The 24,779-nt window shown below is 45.1% G+C and carries 17 protein-coding genes; 9 read left to right on the forward strand and 8 right to left on the reverse strand.

From position 1 onward, the window contains the following. The first annotated feature begins 21 nt into the window (after positions 1–21). A complete protein-coding gene (locus VF412_RS01940) occupies positions 22–1,203 on the forward strand; it encodes a hypothetical protein (RefSeq protein ID WP_331337511.1) in 1,182 nt (393 codons plus the stop codon). Between the two features lie 69 nt (positions 1,204–1,272). On the opposite strand, the gene VF412_RS01945 is transcribed toward VF412_RS01940, so the two are convergent. Beyond that, positions 1,273–2,013 carry a hypothetical protein gene (locus VF412_RS01945; RefSeq protein WP_331337512.1) on the reverse strand — a complete coding sequence of 247 codons (741 nt, stop codon included), beginning with the start codon at positions 2,011–2,013 and terminating at the stop codon, positions 1,273–1,275. A gap of 139 nt (positions 2,014–2,152) precedes the next feature. On the opposite strand from VF412_RS01945, the gene VF412_RS01950 reads away from it, so the two are divergent. Genes VF412_RS01950 through VF412_RS01970 form a run of 5 tightly spaced genes read left to right on the forward strand, consistent with a single transcriptional unit; the run spans position 2,153 to position 11,121 of the window. After that, positions 2,153–3,241 carry a hypothetical protein gene (locus VF412_RS01950; RefSeq protein WP_331337513.1) on the forward strand — a complete coding sequence of 363 codons (1,089 nt, stop codon included), beginning with the start codon at positions 2,153–2,155 and terminating at the stop codon, positions 3,239–3,241. A gap of 8 nt (positions 3,242–3,249) precedes the next feature. Continuing rightward, a complete protein-coding gene (locus VF412_RS01955; protein WP_331337514.1) occupies positions 3,250–4,203 on the forward strand; it encodes a hypothetical protein in 954 nt (317 codons plus the stop codon). Between the two features lie 6 nt (positions 4,204–4,209). Further along, entirely contained in the window at positions 4,210–5,331 is a 1,122-nt protein-coding gene (locus VF412_RS01960) for a hypothetical protein (RefSeq protein WP_331337515.1), read from the forward strand. Positions 5,332–5,338: 7 nt separating this feature from the next. Continuing rightward, the gene (locus VF412_RS01965; protein ID WP_331337516.1) at positions 5,339–8,062 is read left to right on the forward strand and encodes a PD-(D/E)XK nuclease family protein; all 2,724 of its coding nucleotides are present in this window, start codon (positions 5,339–5,341) and stop codon (positions 8,060–8,062) included. Then, positions 8,038–11,121 (forward strand): UvrD-helicase domain-containing protein, encoded by a 3,084-nt coding sequence (locus VF412_RS01970; RefSeq protein ID WP_331337517.1) that lies wholly within the window; start codon positions 8,038–8,040, stop codon positions 11,119–11,121. The genes VF412_RS01965 and VF412_RS01970 overlap by 25 nt, the downstream gene beginning before the upstream one ends. 45 nt (positions 11,122–11,166) lie before the next feature. Here the strand turns inward: VF412_RS01970 and VF412_RS01975 are convergent, their stop codons facing one another. From VF412_RS01975 to VF412_RS01990, 4 genes are all read right to left on the reverse strand, one after another. Then, on the reverse strand, positions 11,167–11,907 hold the full coding sequence (locus VF412_RS01975; RefSeq protein WP_331337518.1) for a hypothetical protein: 741 nt from the start codon (positions 11,905–11,907) through the stop codon (positions 11,167–11,169). 244 nt (positions 11,908–12,151) lie between these two features. After that, positions 12,152–17,203 carry a zinc-dependent metalloprotease gene (locus VF412_RS01980; protein ID WP_331337519.1) on the reverse strand — a complete coding sequence of 1,684 codons (5,052 nt, stop codon included), beginning with the start codon at positions 17,201–17,203 and terminating at the stop codon, positions 12,152–12,154. A 209-nt stretch (positions 17,204–17,412) separates the two neighbouring features. Continuing rightward, the gene (locus tag VF412_RS01985) at positions 17,413–18,165 is read right to left on the reverse strand and encodes a hypothetical protein (protein ID WP_331337520.1); all 753 of its coding nucleotides are present in this window, start codon (positions 18,163–18,165) and stop codon (positions 17,413–17,415) included. Between the two features lie 12 nt (positions 18,166–18,177). Beyond that, complete coding sequence (locus VF412_RS01990; RefSeq protein ID WP_331337521.1) at positions 18,178–19,023, reverse strand: hypothetical protein; 846 nt, start codon at positions 19,021–19,023, stop codon at positions 18,178–18,180. Positions 19,024–19,176: 153 nt separating this feature from the next. On the opposite strand from VF412_RS01990, the gene rnhA reads away from it, so the two are divergent. The 3 genes from rnhA to VF412_RS02005 all read left to right on the forward strand — a co-directional run bounded on the left by rnhA (position 19,177) and on the right by VF412_RS02005 (position 21,645). Beyond that, positions 19,177–19,926 (forward strand): ribonuclease HI, encoded by a 750-nt coding sequence (gene rnhA, locus VF412_RS01995; RefSeq protein WP_331337522.1) that lies wholly within the window; start codon positions 19,177–19,179, stop codon positions 19,924–19,926. 3 nt (positions 19,927–19,929) lie between these two features. After that, positions 19,930–20,709, forward strand: a complete 780-nt coding sequence (locus VF412_RS02000) for an SDR family NAD(P)-dependent oxidoreductase (RefSeq protein WP_331337523.1) — start codon at positions 19,930–19,932, stop codon at positions 20,707–20,709. A 144-nt stretch (positions 20,710–20,853) separates the two neighbouring features. Then, positions 20,854–21,645 carry a substrate-binding periplasmic protein gene (locus VF412_RS02005; protein ID WP_331337524.1) on the forward strand — a complete coding sequence of 264 codons (792 nt, stop codon included), beginning with the start codon at positions 20,854–20,856 and terminating at the stop codon, positions 21,643–21,645. Between the two features lie 28 nt (positions 21,646–21,673). On the opposite strand, the gene VF412_RS02010 is transcribed toward VF412_RS02005, so the two are convergent. The 3 genes from VF412_RS02010 to nadB are packed head-to-tail and all read right to left on the reverse strand — an operon-like array spanning position 21,674 to position 24,767. After that, a complete protein-coding gene (locus tag VF412_RS02010; RefSeq protein WP_331337525.1) occupies positions 21,674–22,258 on the reverse strand; it encodes a hypothetical protein in 585 nt (194 codons plus the stop codon). Continuing rightward, positions 22,258–23,112: a lysophospholipase gene (locus VF412_RS02015; RefSeq protein WP_331337526.1), complete on the reverse strand. Its 855-nt coding sequence runs from the start codon at positions 23,110–23,112 to the stop codon at positions 22,258–22,260. The genes VF412_RS02010 and VF412_RS02015 overlap by 1 nt, the downstream gene beginning before the upstream one ends. A 41-nt stretch (positions 23,113–23,153) precedes the next feature. Next, a complete protein-coding gene (gene nadB / locus VF412_RS02020) occupies positions 23,154–24,767 on the reverse strand; it encodes an L-aspartate oxidase (RefSeq protein ID WP_331337527.1) in 1,614 nt (537 codons plus the stop codon). Between the last annotated feature and the right edge of the window lie 12 nt (positions 24,768–24,779).

A 24,779-nucleotide genomic window follows, 5' to 3' on the forward strand; every position in this document is an offset into this window, starting at 1 on the left:
TTAAGTACTTCGGAGGCATAAATGTTATTTAGAGGAATCCTGCTCCTCTCGGGCCTGACGTCTTTTTTTTCAAGCCAAGCGTTTGCAGATACCGTCAGCACAACTATCCATCACCTTTATCAATCTCCGCGTGCTTTGGGGATGGGGGATGCGTTTACTGCTGTTGCTGATGATTACACAGCTATTTTTTATAATCCAGCGGGTTTAGCTCGTCGTGAAGATGGACAGGTGAATCTTTCTTTAAGTCTTGCTGGAACTCCCGGCGCAAAAGATTTTTATGACGACTACAAAAAGATCGAAGATTCATCTCAGACGGATTCGCAAAAGCAGACAGCTTATTTGAACTTGATCCAACAACATTATGGTGACGTTTACTCTGTGCGTGTCACTCCGATGGAAGCGGAGTGGGTTCGGCCCAAGTGGGGAGTGGCCTTTATTCCTGCCGATGTGACTGTCGAAGCAGCAATGCACCAGCAAGTCGGACCAACCATGAATACGACGGCTTATGTGGATTCAACATTGGCGGTTTCCTATGCGGATGATTTGCATTGGTTTGATTATGGTCGATTCTCCATGGGAATCACGGGAAAGTTCGTGAACCGCGGATTCTATAGCAAGGGAATCAGTGCTGCGGATCTGGCAGCGAGCAGTCAGATCATAAAGCGCGAAGATCTGCTTGAAGGTTACACAGTGGATGCTGATATCGGTATGCTGTGGACGCCAGAGCTTCCCGATGAAGGGTTCTGGTCCATGATGCGTTTAGCCCGTCCTACTTTCGGTCTGACCGTTCATAATATCGCAGAAAGCGGATTCGGTCAGTCCTTGAAATTGATCAACAAAGATGTGACTCAAAATGGAGTCCCAGAAAAACTATACCGCGTTGTGGATGTGGGAACGAAATGGGAATATCCAACCGCTTGGATTTTTGGTGGTCGCGGTGTTCTTGATGTGCGTGATATCGGTCATCCAGAATTTACCTGGCGTCGTGGTTTACATGCGGGGCTTGAATTCGACTGGACGGTGCGCAACTGGTGGAAAGGGCACTACAGCGGCGGTTTCAGTGAAGGCTTCTGGACCGCGGGTGTTTCGGCAGAGCTTGGTATCTTTAATCTAAATCTTGTCAGCTACGCCGATGACGTTGGAACGATAAATACACCGATTGAAAGTCGTGTGTATGCCGCAAGATTGAATTTAGATTTCTAATTAATTTTTAAATCGGAAACAAAAAAAGCCAGACAACCCTGGCTTTTTTTATTTTAAGTTTTTGAAGATTTAGTGTTGACCTGACTTCCAATATTCAAGAAGCGCATTTCCGATATCTTGTGCTGTCGCTGTTGAGATATCGACATTCACAGAAGCGGCACCATCATTGATAGAGTTGCAAATACTTGTGTTCGCATTGCTTGTTCCGCAAGTCACAGAGTAAACCGCCTGGATCGTTGAACCTATAGCATCAACCTGCGCTTGAGCCGCAGCTTGTGTCGCACCAGAGCCAGAAAGATCTGTTAACAATGTATTAATGGCATTCGTAACTGCCGTTACGTCTACAGTGCTTCCATTTGGAATATAACTGGCAACTGCCGTCGCTGTCTTCGCCATCGCCGCGATCAGCATCAAACCTTGATCGTTCGAAGCCTGACAGTTACTGAAGACTGTGGCGGCTGTCGTCGTGTCACCAAAGTCCAGGTAAGCGAGCATGCTTGCTGTGCTGCCGTTATCTTTAATTGCATTCAACGCATTTGATAAATTAGTAGGACTTGTAAGGCCTGCTCCAATAAAACCCGCAGCGCAACGAAGAGTATAGGCTTCCGGGGTCGTGATATCAGCGATTTTAGCAACACAGGCATTGGCAGAGGTGGCATCGGTTGCATTATCCATGCAAAGTTGCGCGTCTGCGACTTTATCAGCCGTGCTTGGATCTTCGCATCCGGCGAGAACTGCCATTAAACTAAGGCAGAAAACTAGCGGTGTGATTTTCTTAGAGAACATCTTCAACTCCCTTTGAGGATTCATCCGTTTATTATATCGGAATTTCGGAGTCCGATCTTTACTCAGGACCTAGGACCGTATTTTTCTGAGACGTCTCAATGTGAGCCTGCAATGTGCCGATAGGCTTTAGGAAGTATCTTCTTCAATAGTTAGAGAGAGGCCTATGAAAAGGATTTTGTGGATTGCTCTCATTCAAATAGTTCTGCTGTGCGCTTTCGCGATGGATGTGAATGCGGAAGAGTTGCGCGATCGTTATTACGAGGGCGCTCGCTGCCAAGCTATGGGTGGCGCGTGTATTGCTGTCGTGAATGATGAAACTGCTTTGCTTGTGAACCCAGCGGCTTTAGGTAAGCTTCGTGATTTTTATGGAACTATCTTCGACCCGGAAGTCGAAGCGAATTCAAACGTGCAAAGTATGTACGCTGACTCGGCATTTTCAAATCCATTTGAATTGAGTGACGTTAAAGGAGCTTTGGATAAAGACCGTGGCTCTTACTATCATGCGAAGGCTCAAATGATGCCGTCGTTTGTAGGGAAAAATTTCGGAATCGGTTTGTATGCTCAAGATCTTCTTGATGCGAAGATGAGCACCGATGGAACAACGATTGATACTTATTATCGCCGCGATTTAGCATTGGCGATGGGCTTTAATTTCCGTCTCTTCGATGGGCGTTTGAAGTTTGGTGTGAATACCAAATTGATTGACCGTCTCGAAGTAAATAAATCGGCGTTAAGCTCGACAGGATCTTTGGATTATAAAAACATCGGCAGTGAAGGGTTGGGTGTCGCATCGGATGTTGGTGTGATCTTGGCAGCTCCGTGGACATTCTTGCCAACTGTAAGTGCAACATTGCATGACATCGGTGGCACGAGCTTTAATACCGGTGCGGGTTTGACGAGTTCCACTACGACACGTCCCGATTTGGTTCCGATGGATATGGATGTCGCTATTGCAATTTTTCCGATCCACACTAACTACGTGAGATCATCGTGGACTATCGAGTACCGTGACTTATTAACATCATCTCAAATTGATGATCACGCCAAACAAGTCCACGCCGGTGTCGAATTTAACTTCGGAGATGTGTTCTTTTTAAGAGCAGGCTATAATCAAAGATATTGGACAGCGGGTTTGGAACTTGCGTCTGAACGCTTTCAGTGGCAGCTCACGAGCTACGGCGAAGAAATCGGTACGAATACGTCAACTCAGGAAGACCGACGTTACATCTTAAAATTTGCATGTCGTTTTTAAGGAAAGAAATGGGCAAGGTTAAAAACATTCTTATTATGATGGCTTGTTTGGGGTTAACGACCTCTTGTGATAAGCCGAATGTTTTGCAGGATCTGTCGTCGACAAATTCTGATGAAGCCCTTTATATTGATGCTCAAAAAGATATCGACAACCAATCATGGGATGCCGCAATCAATATTATAGAAAATCAACTATCGGTAAGCTATCAAGCACGTCGTGATGTCATGAACAGTCATGCCAGTGCTTATGCGGGTAAGTGCGGCGTCTTGGTTGCAAATCTTGTGACCAACTTGCAGAATGCCTCAGGCTCGGCATCACAGATTTTTCCATACGTTCTTTCTTTATTCAATGGTGTGACCGTGGATCCAGCTTCTTGCGAAAGAGCCATCACCATTATGCAAAGTATTGGCGCTGTGGGATCACGAACCGCAGATGAAAATTTATTCTTAGGAATTTTGGGCTTGGCCCGTATATCAACAAATCTAGGATACGAAATCGATACTGATCACAATGGTACGATCGATTCCTCATCAAATGTTTGCCATGAGTGGGACAGTGGTGTCGCCCAGGGAACTTGGACGGCGGCGGATGCACCGATGGATACATTGGCACCGGCACCGGCAATGCCAAGCCATTATCTTTTAGACGCTGACATTCAAAAGGTTGTCGCGGGTGTGGGCTTGATTGTGGAAAATATCACGGCGTTAACGAACGTCATCGGCGCCGGCAATAGCATGCTGACCGCAGTGAGTTCAATTACCAGCTCGTGCACGACACTTGGGATTTCTTGTACGACGACGGACCCGACTGCTGTGACGGCTAAAATGATTTATGGATTCCGTCTTTTATTAGATACAAGCGCTATGGGCTTTGGAACGTGTGACATCTCGACTCCGCCGCCTAGTGCTCCAACTTATTCGCTGACGGGAGTTTGCTGTCCCTCGCACAAACCACCTCCATAGGACTTGATGATGATAAAGCGGTTTGTAGCCTTAGCACTTATTTTAATAGCTCCAACGGTTCATGCTCAGCAGATTTACGAGACGGCCCGCGCGGTTCGCTCTTTGGGTATGGGCGGAATGTATATTCCAATCGTGAATGATACAGATGCGTTGTTTTATAATCCAGCAGCATTGGCGAAAGTAAAAGGCTTTAACTTTACTGTGCCCTCGGTGGCTGCGGGAATTAATAGCGATAGCATTTCCTCTTTGGACACTTTGAAAAATTTTGATTCAAGTAATCCGTCCTCTTACAATTCGTTGTATGGAAAGAGATTTGATGTTGAGGCCGCAGGTAAGGCAGCTTTTGCAATGCCTTATTTTGGTTTCGGCTATTACACGAACTATAATGCTTCGGTGGAGCTGCACGATCCAGCGAATCCTCAGTTCGATAGCTTCTTCCAAAACGATCAGGGTTATGTCATCGGTGGTGCGGTTCCATTGGGGCCGAACATTTACGGTGGTCTGAATGTAAAACGTATCTCTCGGTGGGGTGGTACGGAACAACAATTAGGGTTGGCAGAGGTATCTAGCGGGATGTCTCTGGATAAACTTGAAAGTTATTACCAGAATAAAGGGACTGGCTACGGTCTTGATTTGGCGTTGATGACAGAAATCCAAGCCCCATTGACACCGACTATTGCCGTGGTTTGGCAAGACGTAGGCGATACGTCATTTACGAAAACGGCGGGGACAGACGCACCACCTCACATTGAGCAAAATATTTCTGCCGGCTTGGGTGTTGGGTTCGATATTCCAGGCATCGATTGGACGGCGGGGGCGGAGTTCCGTCAGCTCAATCAAAATGACATTCAATTTGGCAAGAAGTTGCATATTGGAACAGAACTCTCAATTCCACTTTTCGATTTCCGCGCGGGGATCGATCAAGGATATTTCACATACGGCGCGGGATTTAATTTTCTCATATTCCGTGTTGATGCTGCTAGTTACACAGAAGAGCTTGGTGTCTATCCTGGACAGACGGCAGAAAATCGCTACGCAGTAAGCGTCAGTATCGATTTAAGCTTTGATGCTGACTTCCATTTCACGGATAATGAAGGCAAGAGAAGAAAACTGAAACAACGCCGGTAATCTAGAAATGCTGCAAATTATCCCGATCGAAAATCGTTCCCAAGTGAACGAGCTTTTTGCCAATTACAATCCCCGTGAACAATCGTGGCTTGTGTCTGACTTGCGCACAAAGTTTGAATTGCAGCAAAAAATCCTGGCTCGTGATGGCCAATACATCGATGAATCAGTTTTGCGTGCCAGTGATTTGTGGAAGATGTTGTTAAAACGTCTCGAGCCCCGTCTTCGCTTGGTCAGCGATCCTTTTGCCAGATCTTTGCTTCGCACCATCATGGATGAAAATGCCGAAGTTTTAGGTGTAAATTCTTCTGCCGAAGACACTGTATTTTCTTATATTGATCAAATGGCTGCGATCATCTTCCATCCGGAAGGAACAAAGCGTTTGGATGAATGGTTTGAGACTCATCCAGAAGCAAAGAATCGTTGGCGTGAATGGTATCTGCGAGCGCGCTTTTGTGCGATCAAACTTCTTGAAGAACATAACGTCATCACTTCAGATTGGATCACCTCTTATCTGCAAAACTTCAACGAGCTTGAAAAAGTTTGGAATATTTCGCTCATTGTTGATCTTAGCGGTGAGATTTCTCGTGTCGAAGCTGAAATTCTTCGCACGTTATCTCGTTACATTGACGTGACGGTGCTAGAGCCATCTCCGTTATGGCGTACAGATTTTCATTTCCTGCTAAGACCCTATGAAGATTTGCGTGGGCAAAGTTCAAAAATCACTCAACTTTCGCCAGTTCCTGCGAAAGATAAAACCATCGATGTTTTGCGCTTTTCTGGAATGTTGGCAGAAATTAAAAATGCCGTTGGACAAGTGCGCGAGTGGTTGAATGCAGGGTTGCCTGCATCATCACTTGCGATTGTGGCACCCGATATTGAGACTTACTGGCCCGTCCTTCAGTCTTTTTTGGCTGAGGAGGGAATTCCTTATCAGAAAGATATCACTCACAAGGTACAAAGTTTGCCGTCAGTCACTCGTTGGCTTGCGACGCTAAGATCTAAGAGTGGTCGCTTATCTTCTTCAGACTTAGAGATTTCGTTCTTCGATAAGCATGAAGCCCAAGGTCTTCGTTATGAAGAGTTTAAAGCTTTATATAAAAGTCTTTATGTAAATGAAGATTTAGCTCGTAATGAAATCGTTCATAAGATTTTCCATGATCAATTGGATGTCTCGGGTCTTGTGAGTCGTGATGAATTTGTTTTGAAGGCGTTAAGTTTTTGGAATTCGAGTGAGACGGAAGTTGTTCAGATTGTTCTGCGCGAACTTTTACAAAATGCTACAGCCAATACGAAATTGATCTGGAAAGAATGGCTTAGCTATTTAGAAAGCATCGTTGCAGCAAAAGAATACACTCTTGAAAAAGGGGAACCTGCGGGCATTCTTGTCACAAAGCTTATGTCGGCTCACAGCGAAAAGGCCTTGTACCGTATTTTCGTGGGCCTAACTGACGAGTCATTGAAGTCGCGTAATAAGACTCAATTATCTGGCCAAGACTATTTTGAGTTGGCCAAAGATATTGGTTTCTATTTGGACAATCCAGACCAAAGCGATTTGGAGTTCGAATTGCGTTTATTAGCAGAAGCGGATTCCATTCACGACATTTACTGTTTCGGAGCGACCGATCTTTCAGGGTCGTTGTGCTCGCCATCTACATTCTGGATGAGCTTGACTGAAAATCATGAAGGTTTGACCTTGCCCAAAGAAACTCGTTGGGATGAACTGCAATATTCAGATCTTCGTGAGGGGCGCCCTTGGTTGGATGGTCGTCGCGAGGACGTCGAGCATCGAATTCGTGAGGACTTGGGCAAAGAAGAAACGCCTTCCTTGCAACTGAAAGAGCTTCCACGCATTTCCGCTTCAGCAGTGGAAAGCTTCCTGGAGTGCCCTTTCATTTTTGCAGCGCAAAGATATTTCAAACTCAAAGATCTTCCAGATATTGATTTGGACGTGGATCACCGTACTCGTGGTCAACTAGCCCATGCGATTTTTGAGAAGTTGACGATTGAGCCAATGCGCTTTGACTGGACAACGGACGAACTCGATTCCTTATTGGAAAGTATTCGTAAAGAAAAAGAGCTGATCTTTGCCGATGAACGTTTGTGGCTTCCTTTAAAAAGAAAACACATTCAATTGGGTCTTCGTTTCTTAGGGTTTGAAAAGAATTGGCGCAAGGAATTTCCAAAAACGAAAACCATCGCTCGCGAAAAGCGGTTTGAGTTTTATCTAGATCCAAAAACAGAAACACTAAGCAAAGACGCTGTGGAGGGTGCTTTCCGCATCTCGGGTCAGATCGACCGTATCGACAGCGATGAACAGAAGCATTTAGTTGTGCTGGATTATAAAAGCTCTGGTGGTGGGACTACATCACATTCTTCTTGGCTAAAGAATCATGAGATTCAATTGCTCTTTTACATGTGGATTTTAGAAAAGAATCTAATGGAAGAAGTGCAAGGGGATGTGATTGGCCTTTTCTATTACATTTTCCGAACTTTCGATCGCAAGGGCTTCAAAATTGATGAACTTGCGGGTGCTTTATATCCGGCTTCAAAACGTAAAGATAAAAATGCAACCTTTGAAGCCAAAGAGCTTTATTTAAAAGAATTCAGCAATATCTTAATGGGCACGTTGGAGCGTATTCGCAATGGCGAGGCGAAACCAGAGCCTGCCGACGATAAAACCTGCGCAACCTGCGAGTGGAGACGACAATGTCGAGCACCTCATCTCAACTAAAGAATACAATTCTTCGCGCCGGCGCAGGCGCGGGTAAGACGACGACTCTGACAAAGACTTTTTTGCAGTTTGCGGACGATTTTAAAAATCATCATCATAAATTCCCGCGTATTGTGGTGACGACGTTCACTCGCAAGGCGACACAAGAGTTGAAAGAGCGTTTGCTAAAGAAAGCTTTGGAAGAGCAAAGAGATGATCTTTTTCAATTTGTCAGCTCTAGATCCCAAGTGCAAATTTCCACCATCCACGGAGTTCTAAGTCTTTTTCTATCCCGTTATGGATCGGCCATCGGTTTGACGCCTGATTATTCGATTATGAGTGATAGCGAGGTTCGCCGTCATGCCAGAAAGATCATGCGCAAATACATTTTGGAAAATTCACATCTTCAAGAGCTTTTAGAAGAATACGATTTTCAAACCTTGGAAAGTGCTCTGCTTCAATACTTCTCGGAAAATATCATTTTTCCGGGAGCAAGTTTTATTTCCAGTACGGAATTGCAAAATAAGACGGAACGCTTGATCAACGACATGGCTGGTCGCTTGAAGCGTGTATGTTTAGAAATTGAAAATGAAGCGTCCAATGATAAGTGGAAAGACTATGCAAGTTCTCTTCGCACTTTCAATTGGACAATTGCCAATCAGGACTTTGCGGGTTTCTTTGACCGCCTGCAAAGTCTGTGGGACTTCTCGGTGAAACCGCAGTTTAGAAAGAACACGCCTCCTTTCAGTTTAAGTTTGAATGAGGAATTAGAAGAGTTGCGCGAACACATCGATAAACTTTTGGAAGAGCCGCGCTATCGCCCCGAATTTTGGACAAAACATCAAAAGAACTGCGAGCTTTTCGAAGAGCTTGCGAAAAATTTCTGCAAAGACTTTTTGCAACTAAAATTGGAAAACGGATTCTTATCTATGGCAGATTTGGAAACGCTTTCTTATAAAATCATCAAAGACTCTCCAGAGTCCGCAGTGAAGTTTTCGCAAGAGTGGGATTTCTGGATGGTCGATGAGTATCAGGACACCAGTCCGATCCAGGTTGAATTGCTTCGCAATCTTGTGGGCGATAAGCCTGTTTTTGTCGTGGGCGATCCCCAGCAAAGTATTTATCTATTCCGTGGGGCTCGATCCGAAGTCTTTCAGGACAAAGTGAACGAGATTGAGGCGCAAGATGGTGATGTGCAAGTGAAGCTTGTGAATTATCGTTCGTCGCCGGAAATTTTAGAGTTCTTCAATCACTATTTCACGAAATTAAGTTCTCAGTTTGCGGCAATGACCCCGGATCCGCAAAAAGAAAAAAAAGGCCCGGAAGATCCTGTTGTTCAAGTTCTTTTAACGGAAACGGGAGAAGATGATGAAACATCTGCGGAAACGTTAGCGGCCGTCGCTCGCATTCAGGAGCTTTTACAACAAGGCGTAAGCCCCGAACAAATTTGTATTTTAAGTCGGACTCATCGAACTTTGGAAGATATCGCCAAGGTCGCCCAAGAATACGGCGTGCCTTTGCAACTTCATAGTGGAAGCGGCTTCTATGAGCGTCGTGAAGTTCTAGATGTTTTGGCAATTCTAAAGTTCATGGTGAATCCGCACGATAACGCCAACTTTGTGGCGCTTCTTCGTTCCCCGTGGCTGCATGTTTCTGATTCAGAGTTATTAGCTTATTGTCATAGCTTCAAGCATTCTTTCTGGAAAGAGGCACTGAAAAGTCTAGATGAAAAGCCGAGCAATCATCCTTTGCATGTTTTAAAGCAATTGCAAAATTCGGCTGAAGAAAAAGGTCTTTCTTGGACTCTGAAGAAAGCTTTGATCGAACTTGGACTGTTTGATTATTCTGCGCGCATTGATTCCACCGGACGTCGAGAGGCGAACTTATGGAAAGTGGTTGCGATGTTAAGTGCTGAAGAACGTCGTCCAGGATTTAACTTCCTCGACTTTTTAGATACGAGCCTTGAAACTTTATCGACAGATGAAGGTGGTGAGGACTCGGATGCGACCCCGGTGATTGAACCTAAGCGGGTGAACTTTATGACGGTCCATGCTTCTAAAGGTTTACAGTTTGATCATGTGATCCTGCCTGGTATGGGTAAAGATCCAAGGGCCAGCTTTGCTCCGGTTATCAGCTTTGTTGAAAAAACAGGACAGTGGACTTTGAAAGTCCGCGATGAAGAATCTCAAGGCATGGCGGGAAGCTTGCTTGCTGACGAAATCGTCGAGGAACTTCGTAAGCGTGAATCCGAGGAATTCAATCGTGTTCTGTATGTTGCCTTAACGCGTGCAAAGCACGGCGTGACTCTTTTGTGGGACCATAAGGTTGGTAAGAAATCTTGGGCAGCTCAGTGTCCATTGAATTTAGAAGAGGGTCTTCATGAAGAAAAAGACTTCTCGTATGTCGTACGCAGTGAAAATCCTCGTCCAGTCAGAATGGCGGAAGAGGATTTGCAAAAGAAAACTCTTCGCCCGTTGTGGCAGGCCCCGCAGGCAGAAGAGCGAAGAAAATATATTTCTGTCACAGAACTAGTGACACCAGAAGGTGTTGCCGGAGCCGAATATCAGGCGAAAGTATCTCAATTGGCACCAGGACTAGCTCGGGCGCAGCAAGGAACGAATGCCCATCGCTTGTTCGAGGCCTTGAAATATACAAGCCACGATGAACTTTCTAAAATCGCCGATAGTGATTTGAAAAAACCACTGCAATTTTTGGCCAGCACAGAGAAAATTCCGATGCTTGATATTATCAACAAAGGTTATGTCGAGTGGGGGTTTGCTTTGTCGTTTAGAAACTCTTTGATGCAGGGACAGATCGACTTGTGGGGCGTTGTCGATAAAACGCTTTGGATGGTTGATTATAAAACCGGTTCGCAAAGATATTCAGACACAGCATTCAGACAGCTTGAGGCCTACACTTGGGCTTTACATCGCATGAAATACACTGACGGCGTGGAAAGTGTGAAGCTTGCCGTGGTCTATCCGATGGATGAAGTGGTGAAGATCGAAGAGATTAAAGACCTCGGCCATCTCGATAAGAAACTTGAGAATCAAATTCACGAATATCTAGCCAAAAAATAGGGAAGCCGGAACCCTCTCCGCTCCGACTTCCCCGGGGAAATTATTTTATTGGAAGGCTGTGCTGACAGGCAATCCAGTGAATGACCCAAGGAATGTATAACCATCGCTTGGAACTAAAGATGACTTATTGTTGATCGTCGAGGAGCCGCAAACATAAGGTCCCGAGTAGATGAACCAGCACTCGCGGTAAGGCGATTGGATATTTGTCGCAAGACCGATAGAGAAGTTTTTGTAGTACAGATTTCCTGTCGCACAACCATTTGAGTTTACGCTTGTAATACTAAGAACGATCGCACCATAAGAATCTTGCACATAGCCCGAGAAATTTTGGTTGCTATTGTACCAATAGTTATAAACTGAAGTGACAGTGCCGTTGTCCTTCAGGGAGTCGATAGACACGTTATTTCCTGCAGGTGCAGAGAGAACCCCTCCATGGGATACGCCGTTATCAATATAAGAAACTTGTACGGTGCCATAATAATGGCCGTCACCATTGTTGTGCATAGCAATTGTCGTTGTGATGTTGTATGGCGCATACAATGTTTGCTCAGCATAGTTGCCCAGTGTTGCAGTAGATGCAATTGTGAGCGGGACAGTGTTCGTGCTGTAGCAAGCGGACGCTGTGGTATCAGTCGACGTTGTTGTCGTGGTCGTCGTTGTAGTAGTAGTTGTTGTAACACCTGTGGAAGCCGCGGTGCTGTCCAGTGCAGAGAACTGAACTTTATTGCATCCCACAAGACCTACGATGGCAACGATCGATAGAGCCTTTAAGCATTGAGACTTCATCTTGGACCTCCAGTGATGATTTTTCTAAATGCTAAACACAGGCCGACTGTACCACCTTCCGATAACTGCGCGATCTTGAATGAAATTAAATGATTGTTGAAGCGCTTACATAATTGAAAACACTGTCGAATTCGTGAAATCGGACGTAAAGTGTCGTCCGTTCGCAGCACTAAACTCAAGAGGGAAGACCGCAGTCTTCCCTCTTGAGTTTGTTAGTTTGTGTAACTACTAGCGATGCTAATAATTAGTAAGTGTATTCCGGATTCAATTGGCTTGTGTAACGAGCAAGGTCTTCGATCGTGTACATCAAGCTTTGCTGACCTGATGTCAATGGAGTGTCATCCATCATTAAGTTCATAACCTTATCAGCAGTCACAACACCTTGACCAGCTAACTTGATTTGGATTTGTGATGACAACTGAGTCAATACTTCCTGACCAAGAGCCAATAGATCCAATTGAGCAAGTTGCGCATTTGTCTCTTTTTGAGCGGCAAGTGTTTTCAATACATTCTCAAGCTTATCCAATGGAATTTGCTCAAGTTGTGGCTTCGCTTGAAGAAGAAGCAACATAGATCGACCCATCATGCCTCTCAACATCGTCACTTGCTTATCCAGAGCCAAGTTTGGATTCGACTTGATCTCACCGGCAGTTACTAGAACTCCGTTAACGTTCAAGTCAGTCAAAGCCTTAGTAAGGTCTTGGGCCGCTTTGTCACTCGCTGCTTGAGCTGCCTTTAAGTCATCGCTGGTAGCAACGATCTCGGCTTGTGACTTACCTTTTAGAGCCGCATTCGCAGCAACTGCCTGGGCCATTTTTCCTTGCAAAGTGATATCTGCATTGATCATCGCAACCATTCCATTTGCCAAAGCTGTTTTATTCTCTAGCAATACAGATTTTCTAGCAGCGTGAGACACTAGGTAGTTCGCACCCATCGCGTTGTCTACAGCATAGAATTTCACACCCGCACCTGATTTAGAGCTTTGACCGTAGCGAGCTACAGACAAACGATCTTTCAAGCTATTGCCACCTTTCAGTGTGCCTACTTTGAAGAACTCAGCGAAAGTATCCAAGCCCATGAAGCGATATTGGTTTGTGTCAGCTAAGCCACCCAAAGTCGCTGAATCAAGCAAGTTTCTATTCACGTTCACCGGAGAATCAACTTCTTGAAGGTTGTGAGCTGCATCGACGAAACCAACTTTCAAGTTGCCAGTCATGATCTCTAGCAAAGTCATCATGTTTTGCGATTGGCTCGCATCCTCAACACCCAAGAAGTATTGTTCGAATTCATTGTAACCAATCCAACCAGTTTGAGAGTCGTCAGTCAGAGCTGCAGGGTTTGCAGTCAACAAGAACTGAAGAGCAAACTGCTTGTCATAACCGATACCTAACGTATCCAAGCGATCGCCTGTTGGAGCGGCTGAAGAGTCGTAAACACCACGCGCTTCCAAAATTTTGATGTCTTGTTTCTCAGAGAATTTCGGATTGCCTTGAGCATCAGCTGCCTGTGAGCCGTCCGCATTCAATACTGGAGTTTTCAAAACATAAGGTACTGGGATCAGACGTTGCTTGATTTCTTCAGCACTGCTGCCGAAACCGTAGTTCGTATCTGGGATACGAAGAACAGTATGGAAGAAGTCATATCCAAGGTAAGCTGCCTCGCGGAAGTCTGCCAACTCTGCATTGTTCAAAGCAGAGCGGTAGATAACCATCTTGAAGTAGTCATCAAGGAAACGACGGATCGACTGGAACTTCGTGATAGAGTTACGGATCACCGCAACTTTTTGTGGCCAGCCGAAGTTAATACGGTCGGCTGCATGATAAGAAGTTGCATAAGAACGATTGTAGTCTTGGATCGCGTTCTTAACGATTTCTGTCGCAGAGGCACCGCTATCGTATGGAGCACACGCTGGCTCTACACCAACTAATTCGTCATGACATTGGCTGTAGTGCTTTAACAAGCCTGTTTTATCAACAACTTGTTTTTGCATATCAACCCAGTTTGTCACGCCAAGGAATTTCTTAACGTCATCAAGTTGCAGGTATGTACCATTGATCAAGTTCACAGATACTTTGTCTGAGTTTGTCAAAGCACCGCCGTTTTTAGCAGCAACTTGTTTCGCTTTCTCAGAAGCTTCAACCAAGCCTGTGTAGATTGCGCGCAATGCATGCACGTCGTATGTACCTGGGCCTTGGTATTCCATCTCTGGGGAAGCGATGTAGTCCATGATCGAAGTGTAGTTGCGGTTCGTGTTTTCGCCCGGGAAGTTAAAGTTCTCTTTGTCGTAAGAGGCTTTGAAGTTGTGGCGAAGACCCAAAGCGTGACCTACCTCATGCAAGAGAGTCGCTTTGATTTCCTTTTTGAACAAAGTATTGAAATCGGTTTCCAAGAACTTGTCATTGTACTCCTCACGAGCGTACATGAAGCAACCACCGCGTTTTCTTGCGGCTGCATTGAATTTCGCCGTCATTTCTTTCGCACGAGCTTGTTGGATCAAAAGGTCTCTCATTTGAGCAGACATACCTTTTTCAGTACGAGCCAGCTCGCGGGAAATGATTGCATCCAACATCATTGGATCGTCCTTGAAATCGCCCGACAATGCTTCAGTCAAAACTTTACGAGTAAAGTCTTTTGAAGAAGTGATGTTAACGTCACTCACCTGTGTACGACCAAGCAATGCTTTTTGGTTTAATGATTTTCCAGCTTTACGAGTCTCAAGCATTGAAGTGTATTTTGAAGACATTCTTTGAGTTTGTGCTGCTGGGCGAGCAGACAAGATCAACTTCTTCAAGAAATTGCCATAAGTTCTTGCACCTGCCGCGACCTGGTCACCAGCAGCGTTGCCAGTGCTTACACCAGCACCTGCAGATTGACCTTGAGCTTGTGCTTTTTCATCAGCTTGTTGTTTTTGGAAGTCTGCTAAAGCTTCTTGTTTTGCTTCGTCCAACAATTTTTCGTAGGCGCGAGACTCGCCGTAGCTGTTCAGGAAGCTACGAACTTCTGTCTCAGAGTTACCAGAGTAAACGATAACGTTATTCGCTACGATTGTACCAGAGTATGGATTTGGTGCGAACTGAGCAACACCCAGTAATCCGTTTTCAGCTGGCATGTCCATGAACCACAAATAGTTGCGGTCCAAGTCGCCCAAGTGGCCACGAGTAGCGTCGTCTTCATGTTCTAGGACGATGAAGTCACCAGAACGATCCAAAGAAGTACCTTTGAAAGCTTTGTGGAATGCATCATTCCACTCTGCAATAACTTCTGCCGCCGCTTGCTCGATCAAAGCTCTTCTTTCTTTTGGAGAGTTCGCAAGACCACCCACCCAATAGTGCAATGTTTTGCCATTGCGGAAGTCATGGATCACAGGGTGGTAAACCTGGCTTGCTTGACGACCTGGGCGAACAGTCGGATCAGTCACGGCGTCAGACATTGTGAAGATCGCAAAATTCATTGAGCTTTGAGCATTCAAAGAAATATTTGGTGCAAACTGAGTATCGTCTTCTTGCGCATGAGTTCTTTTCTTGAATGAAAGACGCTCTACAACGTTATAGTTGAATTGTGCTTTGTCTTCAGTTTGGTTCGCACAACCTGGCTTCACGGTATAAGAACCAGCCAAAGAGAACTGCAACATACCGTCGTTAGCCAAACGCATGTCCATATCAGTCACTTGTTGAGATGTTTGAGCTTCCCAGCAAGTACCAACTTCGAAGAATGAAAGTGGAGAGTTCGCTACTGGAATTGTGTTTTTAGTCCAGTCGATCTCCAGATATTCAGCATCTTCTTTTTGAGCATCGATCAATTTAGGAACTGTCACGGCAACGCCGTCAGCATCTACTTTTTCAAGTTTGAAGTATTTAACAGGAACGCTGATGAGTTCCTCGCGGTCTTTTGCACCTTGCCCCACGTATTGAATCAGAGATTTTTGATTGCGAACGACTAGGCGATCTCTTTCAAGTTCAAATTTAACGATAGAGATGTCGCCGCTCGTACCTGTTTGACCAACAACCATCATGTTCGAAGCGTCTTCGAAAGTTCTTCTGAAATAGAACTCACCCGCCAAATCAGTGACTTTGATTGTGTTCAATGGGTCGATGATGCCGGTAGGGCGCGCGCGTTCTGCACGAACTTCGCGGGCGATTTCAACAAGACCTGTTGATTCAGCCTTAGTGACTTTATCGATTTGCAAAGCATTGCTTGTGTTGTCTTTAGAGTCAGCCAAGTTCAAGCTAAGCTTTTGGTAAGTCACCGGCACTGTTGCTACCAGGCGCAAGACGCAGTTTTTATCATTAGAAGCAACTGATGAGTCAGCACAGTGGAAAAGCTCGCCATTTGCACGGCCTGTAGTCACAAGACGTTGTTCGTCTTTAGACAGGTTTGCCATGGACGTGATCTCGTAAACTTTCATGTTGTCGCTATCAAGCTTAGTCAAAACTTTTGTATCATCAGCAACGAACTTCATGTTGAAGTTGTATTTTGCCTGAAGATCAGAAGCAGTAGAAACCTTGTTGTCCAAACCTTCAGTTGTGAAGATTTGATCTAATTCTTTCTTTTGCTCTACGCTGCCGATGTCTTTACGGTCGTCAGAAGTCGTTTTGATTTTGATATGAGTTGCTTGGCTGAACTCAGTATCACGCATCATCAAAGTTGAAGTGCTTTCACGAAGTTCATTCTTAGTTCTTTCAAGAACACCTTTTTCTTGGATTTCATATTTGAATAGAGGAACAAGCACATTTGCAGCTGTGTTGTTAGAGAGAGACATCACACGAGCTTTTTGTGCAGCAGCCATTTTGGCTACGACGGCCTTCTTTGCGGCAGGAGTGGTTGCCTTTTGTAGGTCGATAGAAAGTTGAACCTCGCCAGCAGATACGGCAAGTTGCTTTTCTAATTTAGATAGAACTGACACGTTATTTGTAAGCTTATAAGCTGTCACGAATTTAGAGTCGACGCTGAACACGATTTTGAAGTCTTGTCCTTCTTGTCCAGAAACCTCTAAGTTATTGAACATGAAACGAAGACGTTGAGGGATGGAGGAGTTGTCGGCATCAATCGCGACCAGGCCTTTTTCTTCAGTGGCTTTATTACCTTGAATTCCCGCAGCAGATTGCTCGCGCACGCTGGATTTCAAAGATGCTTTAAATCCCGAACTGTCAGCAGTTCCGAATTCAGAGATTGCAAAAGTTTGCAATGCATCTGCATCTGTTAAAGCAGCATCACGTTTCTTTGTGCAACCTGAAGCCATAAGCGCCAGGGACAACAAAGCTGTGAAGGCTTTCGTATATTGAGGTTTGTGAGCCATTTTTCTCTCCATTCCTTAATTGTCACTGTCTTGCGCCTCAAATCGAATACACTGAGGGCACTGGCAGAGACTCTCTCTGAGGGACTAACAATGCACTGAAAGTGCCATGAAGAAATTTCCTTAATGTCTATTATTTGGTTTTAACGAATCTTGAATGTCGACAGATTAGACAGAGGACAAATCGCGTATTCTTAAAATGATACGCGCATTTAGAAGCTAAATAGATTTTTACAAAGAGCGTTTTGAGACTTCGCGGACCACACGGAGGAAACAATCTGTGCAAAAGATGTTTCGGATTTTTCCGAGGAAGAAATCGCTTCTTCAAGAAGGGTTTTCCACATTAAAGCTTTGTCCTTTTCTGCCATCCATTGCTCGCGATTTTCAGGGAAGAAGCTCATAGGGATCTTTGATGCATCGAAATTTTTCTGAAAGTTAAAACGTCCCAATGAAGAAACACCGACCCACGGAGCTTTCGCAAACTCGGGCTGATCGTCAATCAAAACTGCGCGCTCTGGAGTTGCATTGGGTAAAAGACCCTCGAGGGATTTTTTGTATCGCTTTGAGAATGGCATGGTGGCATCAGTAGAGACCACAGAAAGATCCTCTTTCGAAAAGACACGGTAGGATACATCAAAGGCCGACCGACCTGACGGAAGCCTGAATGCTTTTAACAAAGCTTCATTGCGGGATCTTTCACCGCCGCTGAAAAAGCTAACGCGAACTTCTGGATGTTGTAAAAGAGATTCGAGAACTTCACCTAGGTGCTCAGTCGGGCGATAAGCTTTTCCCTCGACCCAGATGATGTTGGAATCTGCTTGATTTGGATCGGTTGGATTGATGGTGTAGAAAGTTGTCCAATCGATATCAAAGATAATGTCGATGGGTTGTGACGGGGACTGGGAGGCGATGGCTCTTCCGAGGAAACTCAATGTTAAGAGTAAGCCTGCCAGGAAGAGCTTCATGTTATTTTCCCTCTAGAAAGCGACCGTTAAAGAAGCATAGACAAGAGAGGCGTTTTCGTCGATCAAGGCAATATTAGAGTCAACTCCATTTGCTTTCAAAACGCTGCCGGCATTGGTGTGACCAATTGCAATGGCGACGTTTTGATTGATTCCGTAGTCAATTTCCTCAGAATGTTCGAATGATTCAAGGATGTTGTTTTGATAAGTCAGACCATTTTTATGAACGAACTGCGCTGACAAGCTGATGCCTGAAGCAAAGTCGTAACCTACAGAAATAGACTGTGCAGAAGAATATTCTGTATTCACATTGCCGTTGATATCTGTGTCATAAGAGTGGAAGTTTTTTCTGATCGAAATGCCACCGACAACCGCAAATCCCGGAATGAGACGATCAGGATTGATCATCGCTATCATGGCTGCGGATGTCGCTCCCTCAAGGTTCTGACGGGTGTGTGAATCCTTGGAAGTCGGTGCGACGGCGCCCAATGAGTATCCTAGCATCACCCAACGACCCACAGGTGATGGATTGCGCACGAAAGATATATAAGTATCACTGACATCGTTGTTGTCTGAATTATTAAGATCTTGCGAGAAAGAACCGTCTACACGAACTAGGTATTGTTTTGACAAATTCAAATTGAAACGTGCGACATAATCCATGCCGTCTTTACGAGTGCCATCTTGAAAGTCATAAAGACTCGTTGAACGCGCTAGCTGTACGAAGCCGTTCAAAAGGTCTCCATGGGGATCTTGCACGACTGTTGTTGAAGATGCGGCTGACGCATTATTGGCAAATGACGGAGACGCTAATAATAAAGTCGCCAGAAATCCAACAAGTGCTTGAACTTTAAATTTCATAGATAGGCCTCCGGTTTTGTATTTATTGCGAAGGAGGTGCCACAAAATGTATGGCCGAATTGAAATATAAAGAAGATGGGCTTGTCCCCATGTTTAAGCTTTAGACAGCAGGCGCATCTTGACTTCGCCTTCCTGACCCGCGACGATCCCAGTGTGAAAAACGCGAGAGATTATATTCAGATTTTTTCCGATGGCGCATGCTCTGGAAACCCCGGTCCTGGCGGTTGGGGCGCTGTTCTTTTGTTTCCGTCAGATCAGGTTCTAGAACTTGGTGGTGGAGATCCACAAACCACCAATAATCGTATGGAGATGACAGCAGTGCTTGAGTCTCTTCGTACTTTGGAAGAGCATCCTGGAAAAATCAATTTCTACACAGATTCAACCTATGTGATTCGTGGAATCACTCAGTGGATTTGGGGTTGGAAAAAGCGCGGATGGAAGACCGCAGAAGGTGCTGATGTTTCTAACAAGGATCTGTGGGAAGAAATCTCGAAACTCGTGCAAGCTCGCGGGCCGCAAAATAAAATCGAATGGCACTACAGTCGCGGCCACATCGGTATTCCCGGCAATGAACGTTGCGATGAGATCGCTGTTGCTTATTCAAAAAATGCCGGTATCGATTTGTATGAAGGTACATTAAGGCATTATCCAGTAAATATCTTAGAACTTCCCAAGGACACAGCGTTGCCAGACATGAAATCGCCTGGTGAAAAGAAGGTGGCGCACAGTTACTTGAGCAACATTGGTGGCTTGGTTTATCGCCATAAAGATTGGCCTTCCTGCCAGCGTCGCGTCAGCGGAAAATCCGGAGCTAAGTTTAAAAAAGCCGGATCAGCTGCGGAGGAAATCGAGATCTTGAAATCCTGGGGCCTAGGTGCCGCCACGGAAATCAAAGAGGGGTAGAAAGTGGAAATAGCAAATCGTCAAATTTTAATCACGGGGGCAAGTCGCGGAATTGGTCGCGCTTTTGCGAAAGTCTGCGCACAAGATAAAGCTTTCTTACACATTGTTCTTCGTCAAAGAGATGAGGAGATCGTTAAGGAACTTCAAGAGGCTGGTGCTAAATCCGTGACAATCTATGAAGCTGATTTGAGCTCTCGTGAAAGCGTTGATGGTTTGCTGGCGCAACTTCGTGATGTGCCTGTGGATATTCTTTTTAACAACGCGGGTATTTTGACTGGTGGTTTACTAGAAGATCAACCCATCGATAACATCTATCAAATGTTTCAAGTGAACATCAATGCATTGGTGCAATTAACTCACGGAATTTTGCCGGGGATGCTTTCTCGCAAACGCGGAAAGATCATCAATAACTCCAGTGTTTCGGCATATATGAATTTTCCGTGCGCTTCGACCTATGCCGCATCTAAGGCTGCCGTGGCGGCGTTCACTAACTGTCTTCATCTTGAGTTGAAAGATGCAGGTGTTACGACTCTCTTATTGATTACGCCGGCAATTAAGACACGCATGTTTGATGAAATTGAAACCTTATATGGGAAAAACTTCCAAGTTCCCCAAGAATCCATGTCACCTGCTAAATATGCGCAGATGATTCGTGAGGCTGTTCTTCATGACCTTCCAACGTTGGAGCCCGCAGGTCTAACAGGTGTTGGATTGAAGGTTGCGAAGTTCATCAAGCCTTTGTTTGATTTTGAGATTTCTCGCAGATTTCGTCGCAATTCCTAATAAAGATTCTGAAATCTCCTCTGAAAGATGAGGGAATTCGCGAGAAATATTTGAAACTCGTTGAAAGGCTCTGACGACCTTTATTTCCCTGTAATACTCTCATAAAAATAAGATTTTTTGTGTTGAGTTACATAGAATGGGATCATGAAGGCGTTGCTATTTCTCATGATCCCAGCCTGTTTCTTGTGGGCTCACACCACAGAACGACAAACTTGCGACAGAAAATTTGTCGTAGGTCTCAATAATTATGCGCCTTTTGCTTTTCGCGAGAATGGCAAGTTGCAGGGGTTGGCTCACGATATTGTTAATGATCTTGCCAAGAACACCAGCTGCCAGTTTCTTGAAGAAGAAGTCCCTCGCCCTTCGAGTGTTGAAGAACTTAAAAGAGGTCATCTTGACATAGTGATGTTGGTGATCAAAGGAAACGAATACAGCTCTTCAGGCAACTTCCAGGGGCTGTATACTACCACCCGACGGTTGACAGTCTTGACGAGCAATTATGATCCGAAAAAAACTGTGAGTGACTATCTTGCAGATCGCAAAGTGAAGTTTGCGCAGTTGATTGGAACCAAAACGGTATGGAGCGAAGAGGAGCAAAGAAGACTTCTGTTAGCTGGAAGAATTATTGGTGTTCCAGATCCCGAAGGCGCATTCCGATTGTTAAAGCAGGGGCGCGTGCAGGCTGTGTTGTTTTCGTTTTTCTTGACTGAGTACTATTTAAAAAAGATGAAGCTAGAGGGAAAAGTAGTCAGTATTAAAGACAGCGAGGTTCCAGCCGAAGTTGGTGTCTATTATTCGAAACGTCGTCTGAACTCGGATGAGGAAAAAATGCTTCGTCAGGCTTTAGAGAAAATTAAAGCCGATGGAAGTCTGCACGATATCCTTGTGAAGTATATGGGTGAAGAAGAAGCAAGTAGGCGAGTTAAAATGAAATAAAAAAGGGACCAGTCGGTCCCTTTTTTATTTAAGGTTGCAGTGTTAAAACGCCAGACCCAACGGCGCCAGTGACAGTGATTTTCAGAGGTTGATCTTCAATGGATTTCATAGGCACATTGAAGGTGACGGTATAAGGCGTATAGAAGCGGTTGTAAGAAGGATACAGGCTTGTTAGTTCTGGGGTTGCCACTCTGATTTTTGTGACCTTACCATCATAACGTTTGCCACCGACATCCATAAATACACGCCATTGATTGGATGGCTTATCCAAGTTGTCGCTTTTTCGCTCTGGCGTATAGAAGCCCAAGAAGATTTGCGTTTCGCTATTAAGCGAAGCTTGATTCTTGGCTTTTTCCTCTTGGTATTTTTTCTCGTCCCATTGATAGATGCGAGTCAACTGATCCATTTGTGCTTCACGCACTTTCGAGTTTAAAACCGTCGCTTGCATATCCAGCAAGTTGTACAGACCAGAGTAGCGGGTCAATTGGTCAGAGTGAGCATCGATCTCTTTAAAATATTCAGATTCAGTGCGGATCGCGCGACCCCCTGGTGTCACTTCATAGGTGGCACATGCAGAAAGTGCCAAAAGACTCAAGGCAATTAGGTATTTCATTATTTAGACTCCAAAAAACTATCTAAAAACTTTTTCAAATCAGCAAAGACGGTATTTCTCATCACGTCGTTAAATACTTCGTGCTTTGCGTTTGGATAGATGTAGATTTCCTTGCGTTTGCTGCTCATCTTTTCGAAGAATGCTTTTGCATCGGGAGTGCTGCACACCGGATCGTGCTCAGGTAGCAAGAATAAAGCAGGCTTTTTCAGCTCATTGGCGCGAGGACGGACATACCCCCAAGATTCCAACATTCCAACAAAAACACCGGAAGACATGCGCGTATGGCGTAAGGAATCCTGTTCAAATTCTCGAATCACTTCAGGGTCACTTGTTAGCATCGAGTTGCTGATCTCGTTGCCTAATGTCAGTTGTGGCAAAAGCTTATTCAAGATACCAGCAGCTTTTGCTTTAATCTGCGGAACTTCCATGGCAAGGCCCAAAAGCGGAGAGCTCACAACGATTCCGTCGTACTGTAAATCAGGATTGCGAATCAGAGCTTTCAACTCGATCAAGGCGCCCATAGAGTGACAAAGCAAGATTACGGGACCTTTGCCAGCAACTTTTGGATCCTTTAAAACCATGTCCAAAAAGATTTTATAATCGCGGCAATAATCATCGAAGTATTCAGCGAAACCTCTGCGACCGTCAGATTTTCCGTGGCCACGTAAATCCCAACCATAAAAATTCCAAGAGTCATTTTCAAACGCCTTGATCAAGCGGTTGTAAGAGCCTGAATGCTCACCATGACCGTGAGTAAAGATGATTGTTCCTTTGGCATTTGGATTTTCCCAAAGTTGAAAGAACAAGTTGATGTCTTGGTAGCCTTTAAAGAAACCTTCGGATCTTTTATACATGAACCTAGATTGCCGTTAAAAACTACCCAGTGCAAGAGCGATTAAGTCAGACCGCGGACGACGATGGTGTCCTTTGGATCTGGTTCTTTATCTGGATAATCGATGTTGTAGTGAATTCCACGGGACTCATGACGGCGAAGAGCGCACTCTACAGACAAATCCGCGACAATAGCGATGTTACGCAGCTCCAAAATGTCAGAGTGGATCTTCATATTCGAATAGTACTCTTTCACTTCATCTAAAATATTTTTCAGACGGTGTTGAGCACGTTCTAGACGTTTGTTAGAGCGGACAATTCCCATATAATTCCACATTAGGCGACGAAGCTCTTCCCACATTGCTGTGATCACGATCATTTCGTCGTCATTGGATTCTTCCGGGTGAGTCCAAGGTTTTGGATCTTTCGGATAAATGTGCAGCGAACTCCAAGAGCTTTTCAATTGCTCAGAGCAGTTGTGTGCCGTCGTTAAACACTCTAGCAAAGAGTTCGAGGCCAGGCGATTCGCCCCATGCAGGCCAGTACAAGCGGTCTCGCCAATGGCCCACAAGCCAGGGATGTCGGTGCGGCCGTTTTCATCGGTCACAACCCCGCCACATAAATAGTGAGCCGCAGGAACAACAGGAATCGGCTGCTTTGTGAAATCAATTCCGAACTGCAAGCACGTATTGTAGATTGTTGGAAATCTGTTGCGAAGGAAATCCGCATCAAGCTTCGTCATATCAAGATAGACACACTCAGAACCGGCGCGTTTCATTTCATTATCAATCGAACGAGCGACAATATCACGAGGAGCCAGCGAGCCTAGCTTGTGATACTTCTTCATGAAGGCTTCGCCTTTCGAGTTAATTAATTCCCCGCCTTCGCCGCGCAATGCTTCTGAAATAAGGAAATTGCGAGCGTCGCGATGATACAAACATGTCGGATGGAATTGCATGAATTCAAGATTCGCAATACGAGCGCCCACACGGTAGGCCATGGCAATGCCGTCACCTGTTGAGCCGCTCCAGTTGGAGGTGTAGAGATAAACTTTTCCTGCGCCGCCCGTAGCAAGCACGGTTGTTTTTGCCACAAAAGTATGCACCTCGCCAGAGTCCACGGCCAGGGCATAACAGCCTACGCAATTTGTTGGGGCCATATCGGAAATGTCGACCTCTTTGTTCACGATGAGGTCGATGGCATTGAAGCGTTCCATGATTTTGATATTTGGAGTTTGGCGAACGCGTGACAAAAGTTTGCGATGAATTTCCAAGCCCGTCTGATCTTCGAAGTGCAGAATGCGACGGAAACTGTGTCCGCCTTCGCGCGTCAAATCAATCTCATCGGTTTCTTCTCCGCCTTTTTTGCGAAGGTCAAAATGAACACCCCAGTTTATTAATTCCTGAATACGATCAGGAGCTTGTTCGACATAATTGCGAACTACAGTTTCGTGGCAGAGCCCCGCACCTGCGATCAAGGTATCCTGAATGTGAGATTCAAAACTGTCGGATTCAGACATCACGGCAGCGATGCCCCCTTGGGACATTTCTGAATTGGAGTCTGTCATTTTCTCTTTGGCGAGAATGATCACATTTCCCAGAGGAGCCATTTTCAGAGCGAGAGAAAGACCGGCAGTGCCGGAGCCGATAATCAAAACATCGCAGCGGTGAATACTCATAATTTCAACTTT

The sequence above is a fragment of the Bdellovibrio sp. genome (assembly GCF_036384735.1).
Classification (GTDB): Bacteria; Bdellovibrionota; Bdellovibrionia; order Bdellovibrionales; family Bdellovibrionaceae; genus Bdellovibrio.